This is a genomic window from Citrifermentans bremense R1 (assembly GCF_000426865.1).
Taxonomy (GTDB): domain Bacteria; phylum Desulfobacterota; class Desulfuromonadia; order Geobacterales; family Geobacteraceae; genus Geomonas; species Geomonas bremensis.
Genome location: NZ_AUGE01000018.1, coordinates 73,050 through 89,957, shown reverse-complemented (window position 1 = coordinate 89,957; position 16,908 = coordinate 73,050). Strand labels below are relative to the sequence as shown.

Annotated in this window: 17 protein-coding genes and 2 tRNA genes; all 19 read right to left on the bottom strand. The window is 58.1% G+C overall.

The window, feature by feature from the left end; all coding sequences use genetic code 11:
* Positions 1-334: 334 nt before the first annotated feature.
* Positions 335-634: a hypothetical protein gene (locus K419_RS0112300; protein ID WP_026841859.1), complete on the bottom strand. Its 300-nt coding sequence runs from the start codon at positions 632-634 to the stop codon at positions 335-337.
* Positions 635-1,425: 791 nt separating this feature from the next.
* Positions 1,426-2,052 (bottom strand): fibronectin type III domain-containing protein, encoded by a 627-nt coding sequence (locus tag K419_RS0112295; protein WP_012530441.1) that lies wholly within the window; start codon positions 2,050-2,052, stop codon positions 1,426-1,428.
* A gap of 329 nt (positions 2,053-2,381) precedes the next feature.
* Positions 2,382-2,891 (bottom strand): MerR family transcriptional regulator, encoded by a 510-nt coding sequence (locus K419_RS0112290; protein WP_026841858.1) that lies wholly within the window; start codon positions 2,889-2,891, stop codon positions 2,382-2,384.
* Positions 2,892-2,953: 62 nt separating this feature from the next.
* On the bottom strand, positions 2,954-3,133 hold the full coding sequence (locus K419_RS0112285) for a MerR family transcriptional regulator (RefSeq protein ID WP_026841857.1): 180 nt from the start codon (positions 3,131-3,133) through the stop codon (positions 2,954-2,956).
* Between the two features lie 96 nt (positions 3,134-3,229).
* Positions 3,230-5,101, bottom strand: coding sequence for a cytochrome c3 family protein (locus K419_RS0112280; RefSeq protein WP_035497208.1), 1,872 nt, complete (start codon positions 5,099-5,101; stop codon positions 3,230-3,232).
* 135 nt (positions 5,102-5,236) lie between these two features.
* Positions 5,237-5,551 carry a hypothetical protein gene (locus tag K419_RS23560; RefSeq protein WP_156912210.1) on the bottom strand — a complete coding sequence of 105 codons (315 nt, stop codon included), beginning with the start codon at positions 5,549-5,551 and terminating at the stop codon, positions 5,237-5,239.
* 158 nt (positions 5,552-5,709) lie between these two features.
* Positions 5,710-5,786: transfer RNA gene (locus K419_RS0112270), tRNA-Met, on the bottom strand.
* A gap of 161 nt (positions 5,787-5,947) precedes the next feature.
* The gene (locus K419_RS0112265) at positions 5,948-6,607 is read right to left on the bottom strand and encodes an FKBP-type peptidyl-prolyl cis-trans isomerase (protein ID WP_026841854.1); all 660 of its coding nucleotides are present in this window, start codon (positions 6,605-6,607) and stop codon (positions 5,948-5,950) included.
* 192 nt (positions 6,608-6,799) lie between these two features.
* Complete coding sequence (locus K419_RS0112260) at positions 6,800-7,360, bottom strand: MucR family transcriptional regulator (protein ID WP_012530435.1); 561 nt, start codon at positions 7,358-7,360, stop codon at positions 6,800-6,802.
* 206 nt (positions 7,361-7,566) lie between these two features.
* Positions 7,567-8,550: a glucokinase gene (gene glk / locus K419_RS0112255; RefSeq protein WP_026841853.1), complete on the bottom strand. Its 984-nt coding sequence runs from the start codon at positions 8,548-8,550 to the stop codon at positions 7,567-7,569.
* A gap of 175 nt (positions 8,551-8,725) precedes the next feature.
* Positions 8,726-9,313: a PqiC family protein gene (locus tag K419_RS0112250; protein ID WP_026841852.1), complete on the bottom strand. Its 588-nt coding sequence runs from the start codon at positions 9,311-9,313 to the stop codon at positions 8,726-8,728.
* Positions 9,314-9,315: 2 nt separating this feature from the next.
* Positions 9,316-10,992, bottom strand: a complete 1,677-nt coding sequence (locus K419_RS0112245; protein WP_026841851.1) for a PqiB family protein — start codon at positions 10,990-10,992, stop codon at positions 9,316-9,318.
* Positions 10,985-11,632, bottom strand: a complete 648-nt coding sequence (locus tag K419_RS0112240) for a paraquat-inducible protein A (protein WP_026841850.1) — start codon at positions 11,630-11,632, stop codon at positions 10,985-10,987. The genes K419_RS0112245 and K419_RS0112240 overlap by 8 nt, the downstream gene beginning before the upstream one ends.
* Complete coding sequence (locus K419_RS0112235) at positions 11,629-12,258, bottom strand: paraquat-inducible protein A (protein ID WP_026841849.1); 630 nt, start codon at positions 12,256-12,258, stop codon at positions 11,629-11,631. The genes K419_RS0112240 and K419_RS0112235 overlap by 4 nt, the downstream gene beginning before the upstream one ends.
* Positions 12,259-12,439: 181 nt before the next feature.
* Positions 12,440-12,516, bottom strand: a tRNA-Pro gene (locus tag K419_RS0112230).
* A 14-nt stretch (positions 12,517-12,530) separates the two neighbouring features.
* Complete coding sequence (locus tag K419_RS0112225; RefSeq protein WP_026841848.1) at positions 12,531-12,869, bottom strand: MerR family transcriptional regulator; 339 nt, start codon at positions 12,867-12,869, stop codon at positions 12,531-12,533.
* 2 nt (positions 12,870-12,871) lie between these two features.
* Positions 12,872-13,150, bottom strand: coding sequence for an integration host factor subunit alpha (locus K419_RS0112220; protein WP_012530428.1), 279 nt, complete (start codon positions 13,148-13,150; stop codon positions 12,872-12,874).
* Positions 13,151-13,242: 92 nt separating this feature from the next.
* A complete protein-coding gene (gene pheT / locus K419_RS0112215; protein ID WP_026841847.1) occupies positions 13,243-15,648 on the bottom strand; it encodes a phenylalanine--tRNA ligase subunit beta in 2,406 nt (801 codons plus the stop codon).
* A 176-nt stretch (positions 15,649-15,824) separates the two neighbouring features.
* Positions 15,825-16,841, bottom strand: a complete 1,017-nt coding sequence (pheS, locus tag K419_RS0112210; RefSeq protein ID WP_026841846.1) for a phenylalanine--tRNA ligase subunit alpha — start codon at positions 16,839-16,841, stop codon at positions 15,825-15,827.
* Positions 16,842-16,908 lie beyond the last annotated feature (67 nt).

Below are 16,908 nucleotides of genomic sequence, written 5' to 3'. Positions count from 1 at the left end.
ATGCAACTGGAAGGGCTGGGAAGGCTTCAAGCGCTATCTCTGGAGTTCGATCTTCGCCTATAACCTGCAGGTGATCGCCAGGATCAGACTGGAATCAGCCAAAGCCGAAGCAGCAGCTTAAGGCGCAATGATTTCCGCCTCTGCCGGAACATGTGGGGGAGTGCATCTTAAAAATGAGAAAGAGCAATGGAGTTGTCAGTGCGTTAGCACGCTCTTAACGATTTCGGTGCATTTCGGACATCTTTGTCACCACGAAGTTCAGAAAACTGCCCTTTCCGGACGGACACTAACTAGCTGCTTCCCCCCATAGTTGTCCCCCTCATGGCCACCAGTTTTATAGCTGGGAGGGCTGGTCATCGTGATGGCAGGTGCAGGACGGGCTGTAGGAGCCGTCACAACAGACGACGGTGCCACCGGAGCAGCCGCAGACACCGCCGTGCCAGGAGCAGCAGCCGCGGCGGCCCACCTCGTCCTTTTCGGCTGAGGTGGCCTTGCATATCTCGGTTTTGTCAGGGGTGACCACGGTGATGGCTACATTTGTTTTGGGAGCGGTGAATACAGGGGGCAATTCGGCTGCGAAGACGGTGCCGGCGGATAAGACGACTGCGGAGACAAACAAAGCTACTTTACCCATGATTCCCTCCTCAGCAAATGTCTCGCACTGTCATAGGCTACGGGCCGTAATGAATTAGTGTAATATAACCCAATCATTTCCATAAGAGAAGGAATTTGTATACATATTAATTATCGAGGACTATCGACCACCTACAGTCAAACGTAAGGCTCGCCCCAGAAGGAAAGGAAAACTCGGCGTCTTCTGAGAGAGTGGCGAGAGCGCAAGTGACAAAAAAAGCCCCGGTTCATCGCCGGGGCTTTTCCTCTCTGCAATTGTTGTGATGCTTCGGCGTAAACCGCGTTAACGGCATCGCACACGGATTAACGGATGAGGCGGACAAGGACGGATTAAGCTGGGGTTAAACCTATCTCGATCCGACTGGCTGCCTCTTATAACCACAACATCAACGACCAACGGCATCGCACACGGATTAGCGGATGACGCGGACAACGACGGATTAAACTGGAGTTCAAACCTAGTCCTCAGTCCCTACCACCTGGCAGGTCTTTCACAACTAGGTACAAAGGGCGAATGCCAGCCAGGTAGCCGATAGGGTTAGAGCACTACCAGCCCGATTTCCGAACCAAACTGCTTTTGGCCAAAACCAAACTGATCTGGGGTCAAATCAAACTGATTTGGAGTCAAATCAAACTGATTTGGGGTCAAATCAAACTGATTCGGGGTCAAATCAAACTAATTCGGGGTCGAATCAAACTGATTTGGGTGAGAAAGGATCTCTGGTGAGGGGAACTGCGAAGAAATCCCCTGGAGGCTTGGAACCTGCCAGGGGATCGGTAACATCTTTAAGCTTAAATTGCCATCAATGACGCGTACGGTGACCACGGACCGGGGCCGTTTGCTCCGATCCCTCTTACCCGGAACCAGTAGACCCTCCCGGGAGTCAGGCCCGTCACCTTCATTTTCGATGCGTGCGCCACCACGCTGTGATGCTTCCAACTCTCCTCAAGAGACGGATCCCCTTCGCAATAGTCGATGTCATAGCTCCTCGCGTATTTGATGGGGACACCTTTCAGGAATATCTCACCTGAGATGTCCCCGTGGACAGCTTTCAACTTTTCGGATCTGCTCACGGTCGCGGGGGAAGCTGATTTTTTCGCCTTGGGTTGGCTGAGGCCGAAGGTGGCAAGCAGGCTCGGGTCGTCTGTGGCGGCCAGCTTTACCGCCGAATGGAATGCACCAAACTTCCGGTTGAGCAACTGCCGCTTCGCTTGGTGTTCCATCACCTTCTCGGGCTCTCCGCTGCTCGGGTCGTTGAGGGTGGCGATGTGGTTCTCGTGCAGATACTTGAGTTCCTCCAAGGTCGGGTAGACCCCCATCACCCTACCATACAAAGAAGGGTTCTTGGTGAGCACAGTCATCAGCTGCGTCGTTAATGGGACAACTTGGGCATCGGATAAATTGGAGATAGAGTCCATGCGCTCCTCCTTTAGAGATTTCCAATGATCTTAGCAGCAACTGTTGCCGGTGCAAGAAGGAATCGAAAAAAACATGAAAGGCAATACAGGCATAGCACACGGATTAAACGGATGACGCGGATAACTACGGATTAAGCTAAAGCTAAACGCGTCTTAATCACTAACCGAGGATGTGGAAGGGCAGTGGTAAAAGGGTGCAGGAGATCGACGACCTTCTGGTAAAGAAAGACCCTCATCCGGTTGGCCGGCGAGAGATTAATCCGTCATATCCTGTCATCCGCAAAATCCGCGTGCGATGCAGTTGCTTTGCCGTCGGAGCCTTCTACCGACTACTTCCGAATGGCGAGTGTCTCTTCTTCTGATATCCCAAGGGACAGCAGAAATTGGCGATGAGCTTCGGGCGCCCGGCGCTCGAATTCGGTGTGCCACCTGTTCATGGCAGCTTCATCCATTCCGGCAGCGCGAAGCATTTCGACCCATGCCTCCTTGTCGACGGTAACGGGAAGTTCTCCCTGCGACTGAACCTGCAACATCTTTCCCAGTAAATGCTGCTGGACCTGCAGGGTGCGGATCTCCTCGCTGAGTTCACGCATGCGCCGGTTCAGAATGGCAGTGTTGCTATCCTCTTCCTTTGCTAAGACACGCTGGATGTCTTCTATGCTCAACCCGGCCTGGCGGAAGCTGCAGATGGTCGACAACCGGTCCCGGTTGCTCTGCGAATAGAGACGGTAGCCGGCCTCGCTGCGTCCGGACGGCGTCAACAGCCCGATCCGGTCATAATAAAGTAAGGTGCTGCGCGAGAGGCCGAAGATGCGTGCCAGCTCAGTAACGCGAAACATTGTCACCTCGATTAGATAAGAAGGAACGCCTCCTGTAAAGCTGGAGGCGTTCCGGTTGAAACCTACTGCTGACGTATCTCCCTTATCCTCTCGGCCGGCAGGCCAAGCCACTCCAGGAAACTTTGATGCCCTTCCGGGTTCTCGTTCTCGAACAGCTCGTGCCACTTATGCATGACCGAGTCATCCAGGCCGATGGCCCGGAACCTCTTCACCCATTCCTCTACCGTTACCTTGTTTTTCATATCTCACTCCTTTCGCCGTTGATTTTGTCATGGCCGTGACAAAAACAAGACTAAAGTGTGAAGCGGTAGACGGGTCAAGGGAAAAAGGCAAAGAGGCTACAGGGCTTTCAGCATCTTCTGCGCCATTTCCAGGTTGTGGTAGGCGATCACCCTGATCTTTCGCAGCTCATCGCCACCCTTCCGCTTGCCAAGCTCGGCCAAGAACTTGTCAAGCTCTCCCCTCTCCTTCCCTGTCTTCTTCTCGTCGAAGGGGATGGAGAGGTCTATACCTTTCACATCCCAGGCGTCTTTGGGCAGCACGGCAAATGGCGCTATGTCCTCCACTTTGCGATTGGCTGCCATGATCGGGGTCTCCCATACGGTGTCGCTGAACCTGATGCCGTTCTTGTCAGCGGTTACCGTGTAGCTCCCTTTAAACCGTTTGGCTACGTCCTTTGATTCGAAATAGCTCCACTCGGACTTTCCGACCTGCGCGTGGGAGTCGTGACAGGTGGCGCATCCTCTCGGCTGGCCCAGGGCGTGGCTTAGCTTGTCCATCTGCACCCAGAGGATCGCCTTGTTGCCGGAGGGGAGATCACTGCGGGTGCCGACGATGATAAAGGCGTCATTGACATCGGTGGCGGCGCGGGACACTTCGAATGCGGGAGGCTCACCTATCCGGACGTTGCCGGGAACGCTTCTTTTTGGGATGGAGCGGAACAAAAGCCCGGTGGGTCCCACTTCCATCGTCTGGTTCAGCACCGCCATCGGATACGGCTTTACGGGAATCCAGCGGCCAGAGGCATTCTTGATCAGGGTCGGGAGGTCCCTGGTGCCGTAGTACTCCTTATGTTTTCCGTAAGGCGTTTCCACGCCGGCAAAGTTTCCCTTACCCCAGAAGGTGTACTGGTAGGCGCCGGAGACGGTTATATGGCAAGCGGCGCAATCGACCTTGCTATGCGACGAACTCTGCACAGCCTTGACGATGTCGGCATGGCACTTGGCGCAGGCCCCTCTTGCGTCGTCAGAGGCTAAGTGGCCGAATTGATGGTTCACCGGCTTGTGGCAATCCAGGCATTGTACTCCGGCCTTTATATGGGCCCCTCGCGGCAGGTTGCTCGGAAAGGCATATTCGCCGCGGACGTATCCGGCACCGCGACGCCGGTCCATAGGTCCCGCATGACAGATGCTCGCTCTCCCCCCGCCGTAGCAGCTGTCGGTGTCGGGTTTGCCGTAGGAATGCCGCCCCTTGCCAGTGAAGGGCTTGTAGTGACAGTCGTTGCAACCGGGATGGCAGGTGTTGCAGCTGCGATCCGTGGCTGCATTCTGTGCGGCTGTGAAAGGTACCGAAGTCTGGCTCTTCATATTCTCGTAGTTCTGCCCGAACCACATGCCGCAGTTCTGCGGTCCGGGAAGGGTCTCGGCCCACTTCCGATAGGCACGCTGATGTTTCAGCAGCCCCTTGGCGGAACTGTTGTAATCCTTCACCTCTTTTGCATGGCACCTGCCGCAAGTCTGCTCGGCAACCTTGGGAGCATAGGCGAGGGTTTCGCGATCGCGGTCGTGCCACTCGATTCCCGTCAGCATCTTTACCCCGAGCCCCTCCAGCTTCTTGGGATCGCCTTCCGGCAGCATCCGGTCCATGCCGTCTCCGTTAGGAACGATCAGCTGCAGAGCCCCTGCATCGGCGCGGGAAACTGCCTGCCCCTTGACCTTTGGCCCTACTCCGACCACGAAAGGACGCAGCATGTCCTTGTGCGATGCCTCCTTCGAGGGCTGCGAAGAGTCCCCCAGGTGGCAATCGGCACAAGTGGCGCCGTCCATCGCCACTTCACGATCAACCTGGGCCGGGTCCAGGTACATCGACGCGGCGCCGAGAGACTCCATCTTCCCCTTGTCTCCATGGCAGATTACGCACTGAGATTTGGCGTCGAATCCCCACGCCTGTGCCGTCACCAGCAGCATCAACATCGTGAACAGCGTATTCATCATGCCTCCTTTTCGGGTACGGCCCGATGGGCCTAGCCGGGTTTGCACATCGCTCTTCATGACTCTGCTCGGAACTAGAGGGACGTTCGGGAAGTCAGGAGAGGCTGCAAAGATAGAAGCAATTGTACACGCTAGTCAACAAATTTGAATAATTGGATGTGTCGCCGACATGACTGCGACTGTCTCGATATCGCAGCGAAAACCAGGAGGGAGGTGTGGCGCATCCGGCGTATGGAGGACGGCATAGGCCTCCTCCGAGGCAACTACCTTGTCGGCGTCAAAGCGTGGGAGCGGCGGTTCCGGGATGTGGCGTATGATGCCTGCCTGGTAAAGGGCGATGAGCCCCATGGAGCCCGCGGCGAGAAGGGAAAGGCCGACTATGCCGCGGCGGCGGGACAAAGATCTGGACTTGTTGTAGCGCAGTTGGGTGCTGATTCTTCCTGGATCCATAGTTAGGCCTCCACGCGCAGAATTTTGCAGGCTAAGAGCGTAACAGCCTTCCCCCCTGCTGCAATCGCCTTGGCATTTCGCGTCCGATATGGATGGCGGATCAGAGTATCAAACGCGAAAAAGCCTCCCGATCGAAATCGGGAGGCTTTTTCTATTAATGGTGGCGGTGCAGGGACTCGAACCCCGGACACTACGGATATGAACCGTATGCTCTAACCAACTGAGCTACACCGCCAAGCTCTAAAATTCTTAATAATGTCAAACAGCTACTGCCCTATAAGCAACTTCTTTTCTGCGCCTCAAGAGTTTTCCTTTATAGTGCAGCCGCCCTCTTTTGTCAACGAAAAATTCTAATAGAAATTTTTCATATTGAAAGAAAGCTTTACCCGAGAAGCGCTACTTGACTACGTCAAGAAGTTCCACTTCGAAGATCAGGGTGGCGTTGGCAGGGATGATCCCGGAACCGCGCTCGCCATAGGCCAGGTCAGGAGGACATACAAGCTGTGCCTTGCCGCCAACCTTCATCTTCTGCACGCCTTCGGTCCAGCACTTGATGACCTGGTCCAGCCTGAATTCGGCAGGCTTGCCTGCTGCGGCGGAACTGTCGAACTCCTTGCCGTCGATCAGCGTCCCGCGGTAGTTGACCTTCACCTTGTCGGTGGCAGCCGGGCTGGCCCCCGTCCCTTCCTTGAGCGACTTGTAAATGAGACCGGAGGGAGTCTTCACAGCACCCTTCTCTTTGGCAGCTTTTTCAACAAACTCCTTGGACTGTGCGGCAAGCTTCTCGCCCTGCGCGTTGCGACGCTCGACGGCGAGCTGCTGGATCTTCGTCTTGTAGGCCTCCATATCCACCTGCGACTTCCCTTCGATGCCGTCATCAAGCCCCTTCTTCACCTGGGTCAGTTCGTCAGGTGCCAGGCTGAAGACGCCTAGCTGGCGAGCCATGACCTGCCCTATGGCATAAAAGGTCTTCAGTTCTTCCGCTTTCTTTTCATCTGCAGCAAAGGACGGTACAGCGGTTAATGCAACAAGAGCAACAATCAACAGTTTCCGCATAGGATAGGCCTCCAGAAAATAGATTTTAAAAGCAGGCAATACTATACCAACATTTATTACTATGTCATTACTGCTTAACACTGATGTAAATCCCCCCTGCCCCCCTTCGCGGGCTAGAGATTCTTACAAAGCGTCATGACAAAAAAAGGCACCTCTAAAGGAGGGGCCTTTTTTTACAAACTTCTGGTTCTGCTATTTCTTTGCCTTGGCAGCGGCTTTGGGCCTGCCTACCTTGGCGGGAGCCTTTGCAGCCTTGGCAACCTTTGCAGGTTTTGCAGCCTTGGCAGGCATTGCTGCCTTGACGCCGGCGACCCCGCCCTCTTTCTTGGCTTCGATGTTAGCCATGCGGACTTCGCGCGCCTTGGCCAGGTTGTCGGCAAGGCCCCTGTCCTGGGCCATCTTCCTGCGCGCCTCGGAGTAGCTCTTTGCGGAGAGCGCCTGCTTGCTGGAGATGCCGAACTGTTTCTTGTAGGCGCCAGGCTTCATCCCATGGGCGGTGCTGAGATGACGGGCAAGGGTCTTGAAGCCGCCTTTGCCGCATACCAGGCAGACCACTTCGTTCTTCCTGAAGGCTTCCTTCATGCTGACAGAAGGTTTGGTTTCATCGATTCCTTCTATGCTTTCTCCTGCTTCAAGGCTCTTGAGCGCTGCATGTACTTTGCTTATTTCTGCGAGAAGCTCGTCTGAAGTCATCGGAGTGCTGGAAGCGTGCGATGACACGAGTTGCGCTGCGATCTCTACCAAAGTCGCCATCTACTATCCTCCTTTGTAAGTAATATTGTCCGATTAATAGCAGACACAGAAATATTGTCAACGATAAAGTATAAATTAAAAAAAGGAAGATAGATTATTAGAAGAAAAAAGCAGAAAGAGCGTTTAATGTAAACAGGGTGGAAGGGTTGTGTGGCTGCTTCACGTTAACAAAGAAGACAACGACAGTTCACAGTGAAAAGATAAGGTCAACTGGATGAGATTGAAGCAGCCCTCCCCGCACCTAGCAGTGCTGTTCTCTCATTTAATATGACGTGCACCGGAATTGTTTGTACCAAAGAGCTAAGTCGCCCCTTTGCAGTAAAAGCAACGATGAAGGAAGCCCCGCGCAGCTTGTCCAGGATCTTGGGCGCAATCCCTCCGCCAAGATAGACTCCGCCGGTGGCGAGAAACCTGAGAGCCGCGTTCCCGGCTTCGGCACCGTACACTGCGATGAAGATATCGAGAGCCTTGCTGCACATGGGGCAACTTCCGTCCATTGCGGCGCGGGTGATGACCGCAGGGGCATCTCCCGCGTTCATGGCGGCAATGATGGCTTCATCCTCCTGGAAGTAATGCCTGTCCCTGAGAAAGCGGTAGATATCGAGGAGCCCGGGCCCCGACAGGACGCGCTCGTAGCTGACCCGGCCATGCTTCGCCTGGAGGTAGAGCAAAAGATCGGCCTCGATCTCGTTGCGCGCTGCGAAGTCGGCATGCCCCGCCTCGCTGGGAAGCGGCCTGTGAGAGGAGCCGTTCCAGTAGGCAAGCGATTCGCCAAGGCCGGTGCCGGCGGAAACTACGGCTATGGTGCCTGTGGAGTCCGCCACTCCGGGGTTGAGCGTCAGCAGGTCCTGGGCCTTCAGTTCCGCGATGCCGTAGGTGTTGGCCTCTAAATCGTTGATCAGGCGCACCTGGCCTAGGCCCAAGGCTTGGGCAAGTTCGCTGCCGTCGATGTTCCAGGGGAGGTTCGGGGTCCTTACCCGCCCGTCGATGACCGGTCCCGCTATGCCGAAGCAGGCCCTGTCGGCATCCAGACGGGATTGGGCGGCAAAGCGGCGCACGATGTCGGAGAGGCTGCTGTGTTCCTGGCTTTGGTAGCGCCCCTCGGCCAGCACCACGAGCCCGGTTGCAGCGGATTCGAAGTAGGCTAGCCGGGTGGAGGTCCCGCCGACGTCTCCAGCAAGTATGACCATGACTCCCTCCTGATGGGCTGCAGAACAGCAAGGCTGCCCGGCTGTCTGAACAGGTGTTTGTTTTCTTCAGCAACTCCTGACCGGCAAAGCCCCTATTGTATCATCGTCAGGTTCCCCCTCCTCTCGCGGGAGGGGTTTAGGGGGTGGGGGCAGGTGCCACGGGGAGAGTTCCCAATCAAGGAAGTGCCGCGGCATCGGCACGGATGGCCTTGGCTATGTCCGAGCTCACCCCGGCAAGAGCCCGGCTGCAGGCGGAGATCAGTTGATCGTAGCTGGGGGCGGAGACCTTCTCCCTCACCAGCGACTCTCCTTTGATCCTGGCGTTGCCGCGGCGTACGGTCCAAAGCGCCTGGACGGTCGCCGTATCACCCGGAACAGCCTCAAGCCTGACGATGTCGACCAGCACGCGGTAGGTCGCGTCGGCGCCGGCACTCTGGCCGTAGCTGGAAACGCGGGAGGAGCCGAGCATGCGGCCCAAATCCTGCGCCATCAGGCGCGGGATCTCGCTTTTCAAAGGTTCCGCCCAGCGGTGGCTCTCCAGGACTTCGACACGGTTCTCTGCGACGCGCACGACGATCTGGGGGCGGTCCACAAGTTCGGGGATAGTCACCGGACCTACGGAAACCGATGGCGCAGCGGGAGAGAGCGCCGGCGGAGCGGCCTGGGGAACCAGGGTATAGAAGCTTGAGCGTGGCGATCTGCTGCAGGCGGTAACGGACATTACCAGGGCGAGCGAGATCAGGCATAGGGCTGGCTTGCGCATGGCTATTTCTCCTGTTTCTTGCCGCGGATCAGGGCCTCGGGGTGCTGTTCCAGGTAGTCGCCCAGAACCCTGAGCGACTGGGCGGCGCGGGACACCTCGCGCATGGTGTCGCGCAGGTCGACCTGCATCGGGGCATCCGGGGCGAGGACGCCGTTGGCGCCGCCGAAGGTCTGACGCGCTTCGGCAAGGGTCTTTTTGACCTCGTCGATGGCCTGGCGCGACTCGGCAAGGACGCTCCGTGCCTCCGGGACCAGCGTGCGGTCCATGTTCTTCAGCAACTGGTCGGCGCTTTTCAGCGTGGAGTCGAGCGAGCGTATGGTGGTGCCCGCGTCGCCGGCGATCTGCTCCAGGGGGAGCTTCTCGATCCTCTGCACGATCTCGGTCAGATTCTTCTGCAGCTTCTCCATCGACCCCGGGACGGTCGGGAAGCGCGGCGGGTCGGCTCCCCAGTTGATCTTCGCGGCACGCGCTCCCGGCACGAAATCGAGCGCCACGTAAAGCTGCCCCGTCAGGAGACTGGCGCTCTTGATCTGCGCACGGAAGCCGTGGGCGACCATGTCGTCCAAAAGCCTTCTCAGCGTCCTGTCGCCTGTTTCGGGCGCTTTTTCCTGGCCGTTACCCTTGGGAAGCAGGTGATCCGGGTAGAACTGAATCTCGACTGGAACGGTGAAATCGGAACCCTTGCGGTCGAGCGCCACGTTTATCTTGGTGACCTCGCCTACCGTCACCCCCCGCAGGTCGACAGGAGCCCCCACGGCGAGCCCGCGCACCGATTCCTTAAAGACGAGCACGAATTTCTCCACGGCAGCCGAGTGCTTCGCCGCGTCGTCCCTCGTCGGGTACAGGGAGAATACGGTATTGGGCGGAGCCGGCGAGGCATCTTCTTTTCCTTCCGGCGCCTCGAAGGAGATACCTCCCAGAAGGATCGAGACCATGGACTCGGTGTTGACCTTGACGCCGCTGGCGCTGAGAGTCAGGTCGATGCCGCTGGCATGCCAGAAGTAGGTGTTGACCTTGATGAATTTGTCGTAAGGGGAGCGGATAAAGACCTTGACCGTCACCCCCTTGCCGTCGCGGTCCAACTCGGTGCCAACCACCTGCCCCACCTGCATGCGACGAAAGAAGATCGGGGAGCCGGTATCGAGCGAACCGACCTCGGTGGAGTGCAGGACGAACTGGCGTCCGGGGACGTCGACGGACACAGCGGGAGGCGTTTCGAGACCGATGAACTCCTCACGCGGCTCGTTCGAGCTTCCTGCCTCGACCCCGATGTAGGAGCCGCCCAGAAGGGTGTTCAAACCGGAGACGTTGCCGCCGGAAATCCGTGCGCGCACCACCCAGAAGCGGGTGTCCTTCACCATGAGCCCGCGGGCGTCCTTGGTTACCTCCGCAGTGACAACTACGTGGGAGCGGTCGTTGGAGATGGCGATGGACTTCACCTCGCCTATCATCACGTCCTTGTACTTGAGCTTGGTCTTGCCCGCCTCCAGCCCTTCCCCCGTCTTGAAAGTGATGGTGATGGCCTGGCCGCGGTCGATATAGGCCTTGACGGCGATGGAGAGGCCGATCAGCGCGGCGACGATGGGGATGATCCAGACCAGCTGAATGCTGAAGCGGCGCTTGGGTTCGCTGACCGCCTCGGGGATGTCGCCCAGGTTCTTTTCAGGTGTTTCAGTCATGAATATCCTCTTTCTGCAGGGGGTCCCAGATAAGGCGCGGATCGAACTGCATGGTGGCGAACATGGTGAGTACCACCACGGCGCCGAAGGCTACGGCGGCAGGGCCCGCCTTTACCACCGCCAGCGAGCCTAACTGCACCAGCGCGGCAAGCAGGGTGACCACGTAGATATCCAGCATGGACCAGCGCCCCACCGCCTCCAGAAGCCGGAACAGGCGGGTGCGCTGCCTTGGGCGCCAATGAGAGCGCCGCTGCACGCTGATCAGCAAAAAAGTGAGCGAGAACAGTTTCAATAGCGGAATGGCCACGCTGGCTATGAAGACGATGACGGCGATCATCCAGGAGCCGGTCTTCCACAGGTGCACGACGCCGCTTACTATGGTGTCCTTGCGGTAATTTATCAGCGAGCCCGTCTCCATCATGACCAGCAAATTGGCCGGTATGTACAGGATGTAAGAGGCTATCACCAGGGCCCAGCAGCGCTGCACGCTCCCAGGCTTGCGGAAGTGCAGCGTGGCGCCGCAGCGGGGGCAGTGCTCATGGCGCGAGAACCGGCTTCGGCGCGAGACCAGGCGGCAGACATGGCAGGAGCAAAGGCCGTTGGCGGCAGCGCTCGCTATGCCGGAATCGACGGGAGTCACAACTCCTCCTCTCCCAGCATTTCGTCCAGCCGGTTCCAGATGTCGCGCGCGCTGAACGACGCTGCCGCCGCAGCTATGAGCAGGGTCAGAAGACCGAAGGAGTAAAGCGCGAAACCGGGGATGACCCGGAAGTTGTTGGTCAGCTTCACCAGGGAGACCAGCACCCCCAGCATGAATACCTCCACCATCCCCCACGGCTCGATGAACTGCAGGGTGCGCATGAACAGGGTGTAGCTCGGAGGAACGAACCCAAGTTTCAGGGGGAGCAAAAGAGCCGTCAGCGAAAAGAGCTCGAGACAGGGGACCACGATCGCCGTGATGAAAACCATCACCGAGATGGTGCGCACCCCCTGCTCCCAAAGGGCATGAACGGCGCCGAAAAGGGTGATGGCGCTGCGGTCCCCGGAGACTTCTATACTGAAAATGGGGAAAGAGTTGGCGACGAGAAAGAGTATTCCCGCCGCGAGGGTGTAGGCAAGGGTGCGGTTGATGCTGTCGGTCGCGTTGCGGTAAAGGACAGCGCCGCAGCGCCGGCAACTGGCGGTGCAGCCGGGATTGAGCGGGATGTCGCGCTGCAGCAGGTCGCACTCGTGGCAGGCGATAAGTTGTGCGGGGCGGTCGGCCATCAGCTAAGTAGCTCCCATGCTTGCGCCGGTAGATGGATCAGCCCCGGCGCTCGTCCGTCAAGCGATACCGAAAGAAAACATACCATAAGTGCGGCAACTGCGCTCATATCGGGCAGTTAGCGGTTTCTAAGCCGGAAACGAAATCAGCCGCCCAGGAAGTCTCCCAAGCGGCTGATTGAAATGGTCGGTGCGACTGGATTCGAACCAGCGACCACTAGACCCCCAGTCTAGTGCGCTACCAGGCTGCGCTACGCACCGATTAAACCTGATAATTACAACTGATCTCGCAAGCTTGTTAACTCCAGTTTCACGTCCTCGATGAGGGCTGCGAGTGCTTCACTGGAAAGCTCAGATTTTCGGTACTTTTTCTTCCCCTCCAACCGTTTCCTAGCCCCTTCTATGGTGAGCTTCTCCGCGTATAGGAGTTGTTTTATCTCTGCGACCAGTTCCACGTCTTTCCTGGTGTAGAGCCTCTGGCCACTGCTGCTTTTCTTCGGGGCCAGTCCGGGAAATTCCGACTCCCAGTACCGCAGTACCGAGGTGGCAAGCCCGGTGATGCCGGAGACTTCGCCTATTCTCAGGTACAGTTTATCCGGGATCCCGGTCGTCATCCCTACTGAGTGTTGATCGCGCTCTTCAGCACCTGGCTCGGCTTGAAGGTGAGGATCTTTCTGGCGACGATGGTAATCTCTTCGCCGGTCTGCGGATTCCTGCCGCGGCGATCAGCCTTCTCTTTAACTACAAAGTTGCCGAAGCCGGCAATCTTGATTTTGTCACCTTCTTCAAGAGTGGTCTTAATAAGGTCGAAGACCGTCTCAACGAGTTCAGCGGACTCTTTTTTGGAGAATCCCACTTTCTCATAAATCTTCTCGACTATGTCAGCTTTAGTCATAACCCCCTCAACAGCTTCAGCATTTCATTTATGTGTGCTTCTCAACAGCGGCTTAATCTAATACCATAGCGTTTTCGATTTCGCAACCGTTTTTATCTAAAGGAAACATTTAATTTCTTAGTGAGGGCATCGGTGACCCGCTGATGCAGTCGGGTGACCTCGTCGTCAGTAAGAGTCCTTTCCTTGGAGCCGTAGCGTACACGGATGGCGACGCTCTTCTCTGCTGCAGAGATGTTGCCCCCTGTGTAAACGTCGAATACCTCAACCCCTTCCAGCTCGGGAGCCTTGACCCCTTTCACGCAGTAAAGCACGTCAGCCACCGGGAGCTCTTTGGGAAGCAGCATGGCGATGTCGCGGAAGGTGGACGGGAAGCGAGACGGCACCTGTGCCGCGCCTTTCCCCTTCCTGGAGGCAAGGAGGGCCTCGAAATTGAGCTCCAGGTAGTACAGGGGCGTCCCTATGCCGTAGTTCTCCTGCACTGTGGGATGCAGTTCCCCCAGGGAGCCCAGCACCTTGTTGCCGCAAAGGATGCGGCAGGCCTTGCCCGGGTGGTAGTACGGATCGAGGCTTTCGGCCGAGAAGCTCACATTGGGGATGGAGAGGTCTGCGAGAATGTTCTCGGCGATTCCCTTCACGTCAAAGAAGTCGATCTCCCCTTTTTTCTGGTTCCATCCCTCCAGGTCGCGGCTTCCGGTGAGAAGAGCAGAGACGTAGAGCGGCTCTTCGGGAAGCTCCTTGCCGGGAGCGGGAAGATAGATGCGGCGCATCTCGAAGATGCGCAGGTTCAAGGTCCGGAAGCTGATGTTCTTAACGGCGGTGTCCAGAAGCCCCGGAAGCATGGTGGTGCGCATCACGGAAAGCTCGTCTGAGATGGGGTTCAAGAGCACCATACCGTTACTTCTGACGTCGTCGGCGGAAAGCAGGATCTTCTCGCAGGAAGCAGGCGCCACGAAGCTGTAGTTGATCACCTCGGAAAGCCCCTGGGACACCAGGAGGTCCTTCACCCGCGCGGCAAGCCGCTGGAAATCGGAGGGAAGGTCGGAGAAGACGGAGGCCTGCGGCAAGGTGGCCGGGACCTTCTCGAAGCCGTTCAGCCGCACCACTTCCTCTACCAGGTCGATCTCGCGCTCCAGGTCGACCCTGAAGAGCGGCACCCGCACCTGGAACACGCCGGGCTCGGGCTGCTTCACCTCGAATTCGAGGCGCTCCAGGATGTCCTGCACCTCGGCGGCGCTCAAGGAGAGGCCGGAGACCGCGTTGATGCGGGCAAGCCTCGCTTTTATCACGCGCGGCTCGACCGGGTGCAGGTAGACGTCGATGATCCCTTTGGCAATCTTGCCGCCGGAGAGTTCCGCGATGAGCTGTGCGGCGCGGTTGAGCGCCCGGGTGAGCCCTGCGACGTCGGTGCCACGCTCGAAGCGGTGCGAGGATTCCGTGTGGATGCCCAGACGCTTGGAGGTCTTCCTGATGGCGGAGGGGTTGAAGTAGGCGCTCTCCAGGAGCACCTCGGTGGTCCCCTCCCCTATCTCGGAGTTGCCGCCACCCATGATGCCGGCCAGGGCCACCCCTTTTTCGCCGTCGCGGATGGTGAGGTCGGATGCGGTGAGGATGCGTTCCTGCCCGTCGAGAGTGACGAACTTCTCCCCCTCGCCTGCAGCAGCGACCACGATCTTCCCACCGGCGACAAGGGTGAAGTCGAAGGCGTGCAGCGGGTGGCCGTATTCGAGGAGGACGTAGTTGGTGACGTCGACCACGTTGTTGATGGAGCGGATACCCGCGGCCTGCAGCCGGTTGGCGAGCCAGGCCGGCGACGGGGCCAGGGTGCAGCCGGTGATGTGGCGCGCGGTGTAGCGCGGGCAGAGTTCCGGCGCTTCGATGGTTACCTTGGCGATGGTGTCGATCGGGGCGCCGGTCTCGGCGACCTCGAGCCCGGGATAGTGCACCTTTTTGCCCAGCTTGGCCGCGATCTCGCGGGCGATACCTACGACGCTCAGGCAGTCGGCGCGGTTGGGGGTAAGCCCTATCTCGAAGACGGTGTCCTTGGTGCCGAGCGCGTCGAAGAGCGGGGTGCCGAGCTTGAACGCCTCGGGGAGGATCATGATCCCCGCGCTTTCCAGCGAGAGCGCCAGCTCTTTCTCGGAGCAGAGCATGCCGCAGGACTCTTCGCCGCGGATCTTGGAGCGCTTGATCTTGAAGTCGCCGGGGAGCGTCGCGCCGATCTGGGCGAGGGCGACCTTGTCGCCGGCCTTGAAGTTCTGCGCGCCGCAGACGACGTTCAGGATCTCCTTGCCGTTGTCGACCTTGCAAAGGGAGAGCTTGTCGGCGTTGGGGTGCTGGTTTTTCTCCAGTACCTGGGCCACCACCACATCGTCCATGCCGCCGCCCAACTCTTCCATGCGCTCGACCTCGAGGCCGAGCATGGTGAGCAGGTGCGAGAGTTCCGCCGCGGGCAGGTCGCAATCGACGAATTCCTTGAGCCAGTTATAGGTAACTATCATGTCTTTTCCATCCGTTTAAGAGTCAAAGGCGTTGCACACGGATCTGACGGAAACTTACGGATAACTTCAGATAAACCAGAAAGCTTGGGTTAAAAGCTTGAACCAAGCCTTAAGGCTTGATCTGTTTCTATCCGTCAGTTTTTACCTTTTCCGCGTGCGTGCTTTTGACTTTGTTTTTAGAACTGTTTCAGGAACCTGAGGTCGTTTTCGAACAGGAGCCGCATGTCGGCGATGCCGTACTTCAGCATGGCAATCCTCTCGATCCCCATCCCGAAGGCGAAGCCGGTGTAGAGCTCGGAGTCGTAGCCTACATGGCGGTACACCTCGGGGTCGACCATACCGGCGCCCAGGATCTCGAGCCAGCCGGTCTCCTTGCAGACCCGGCACCCTTTGCCGCGGCAGATGACGCAGGCGATGTCGACCTCGGCCGACGGCTCGGTGAACGGGAAGAACGACGGGCGCAGCCTCACGCCGATGTCGGAGCCGAAGAGCTGGCTGATGAAAAGGGTCAGGATCCCTTTGAGGTCGCCGAAGGTGATTCCCTTGTCGACCATGAGCCCCTCGACCTGATGGAACATCGGGGAGTGGGTGGCGTCGGAATCGCAGCGGTACACGGTGCCGGGGGCGATGATGCGGACCGGCGGCGGCTGCTTCAGCATGGTGCGGATCTGCACCGGGGAGGTGTGGGTCCTCAAAAGGACGCTCTCGCCGAAGTAGAAGGTGTCCTGCATGTCGCGGGCGGGATGGTCCTTCGGCAGGTTGAGCGCTTCGAAGTTGTAGAAGTCGAGCTCGATCTCGGGCCCTTCGGCGACGGCGAAGCCGAGCGCGCCGAAGATGGAGGTGATCTCCTCGGTGACGAGCGTGATGGGGTGCTTGGAGCCCAACGAACGGCGGCGGCCGGGAAGGGTGACGTCGATCCTCTCTGCGGAAAGCCGGGCGCTCTTTACGACCTCGCGGATCTCGCCGCCGCGGACCTCGAACGCCTCTTCGAGCTTGCCTTTGACCGTGTTCACCACCTGGCCGATGACGGGGCGTTCCTCCGGGGTGAACGCGCCCAATCCCTTCATCACGGAGGTCAGCTCACCCTTTTTCCCCAAGTACTTGACCCGCAGCTCCTGCACGCCCTCCTCGGTGGAGGCTTGCGCCAGTTCGGAGAGGGCCTGATCTAATAGTGCTTCCAGTTTATCCTTCATGTGCAATGCCCTATTACGGAAAAAAAAAGAAATGAGACATCGCTATCCCATTTCTTTTTTTATGCCC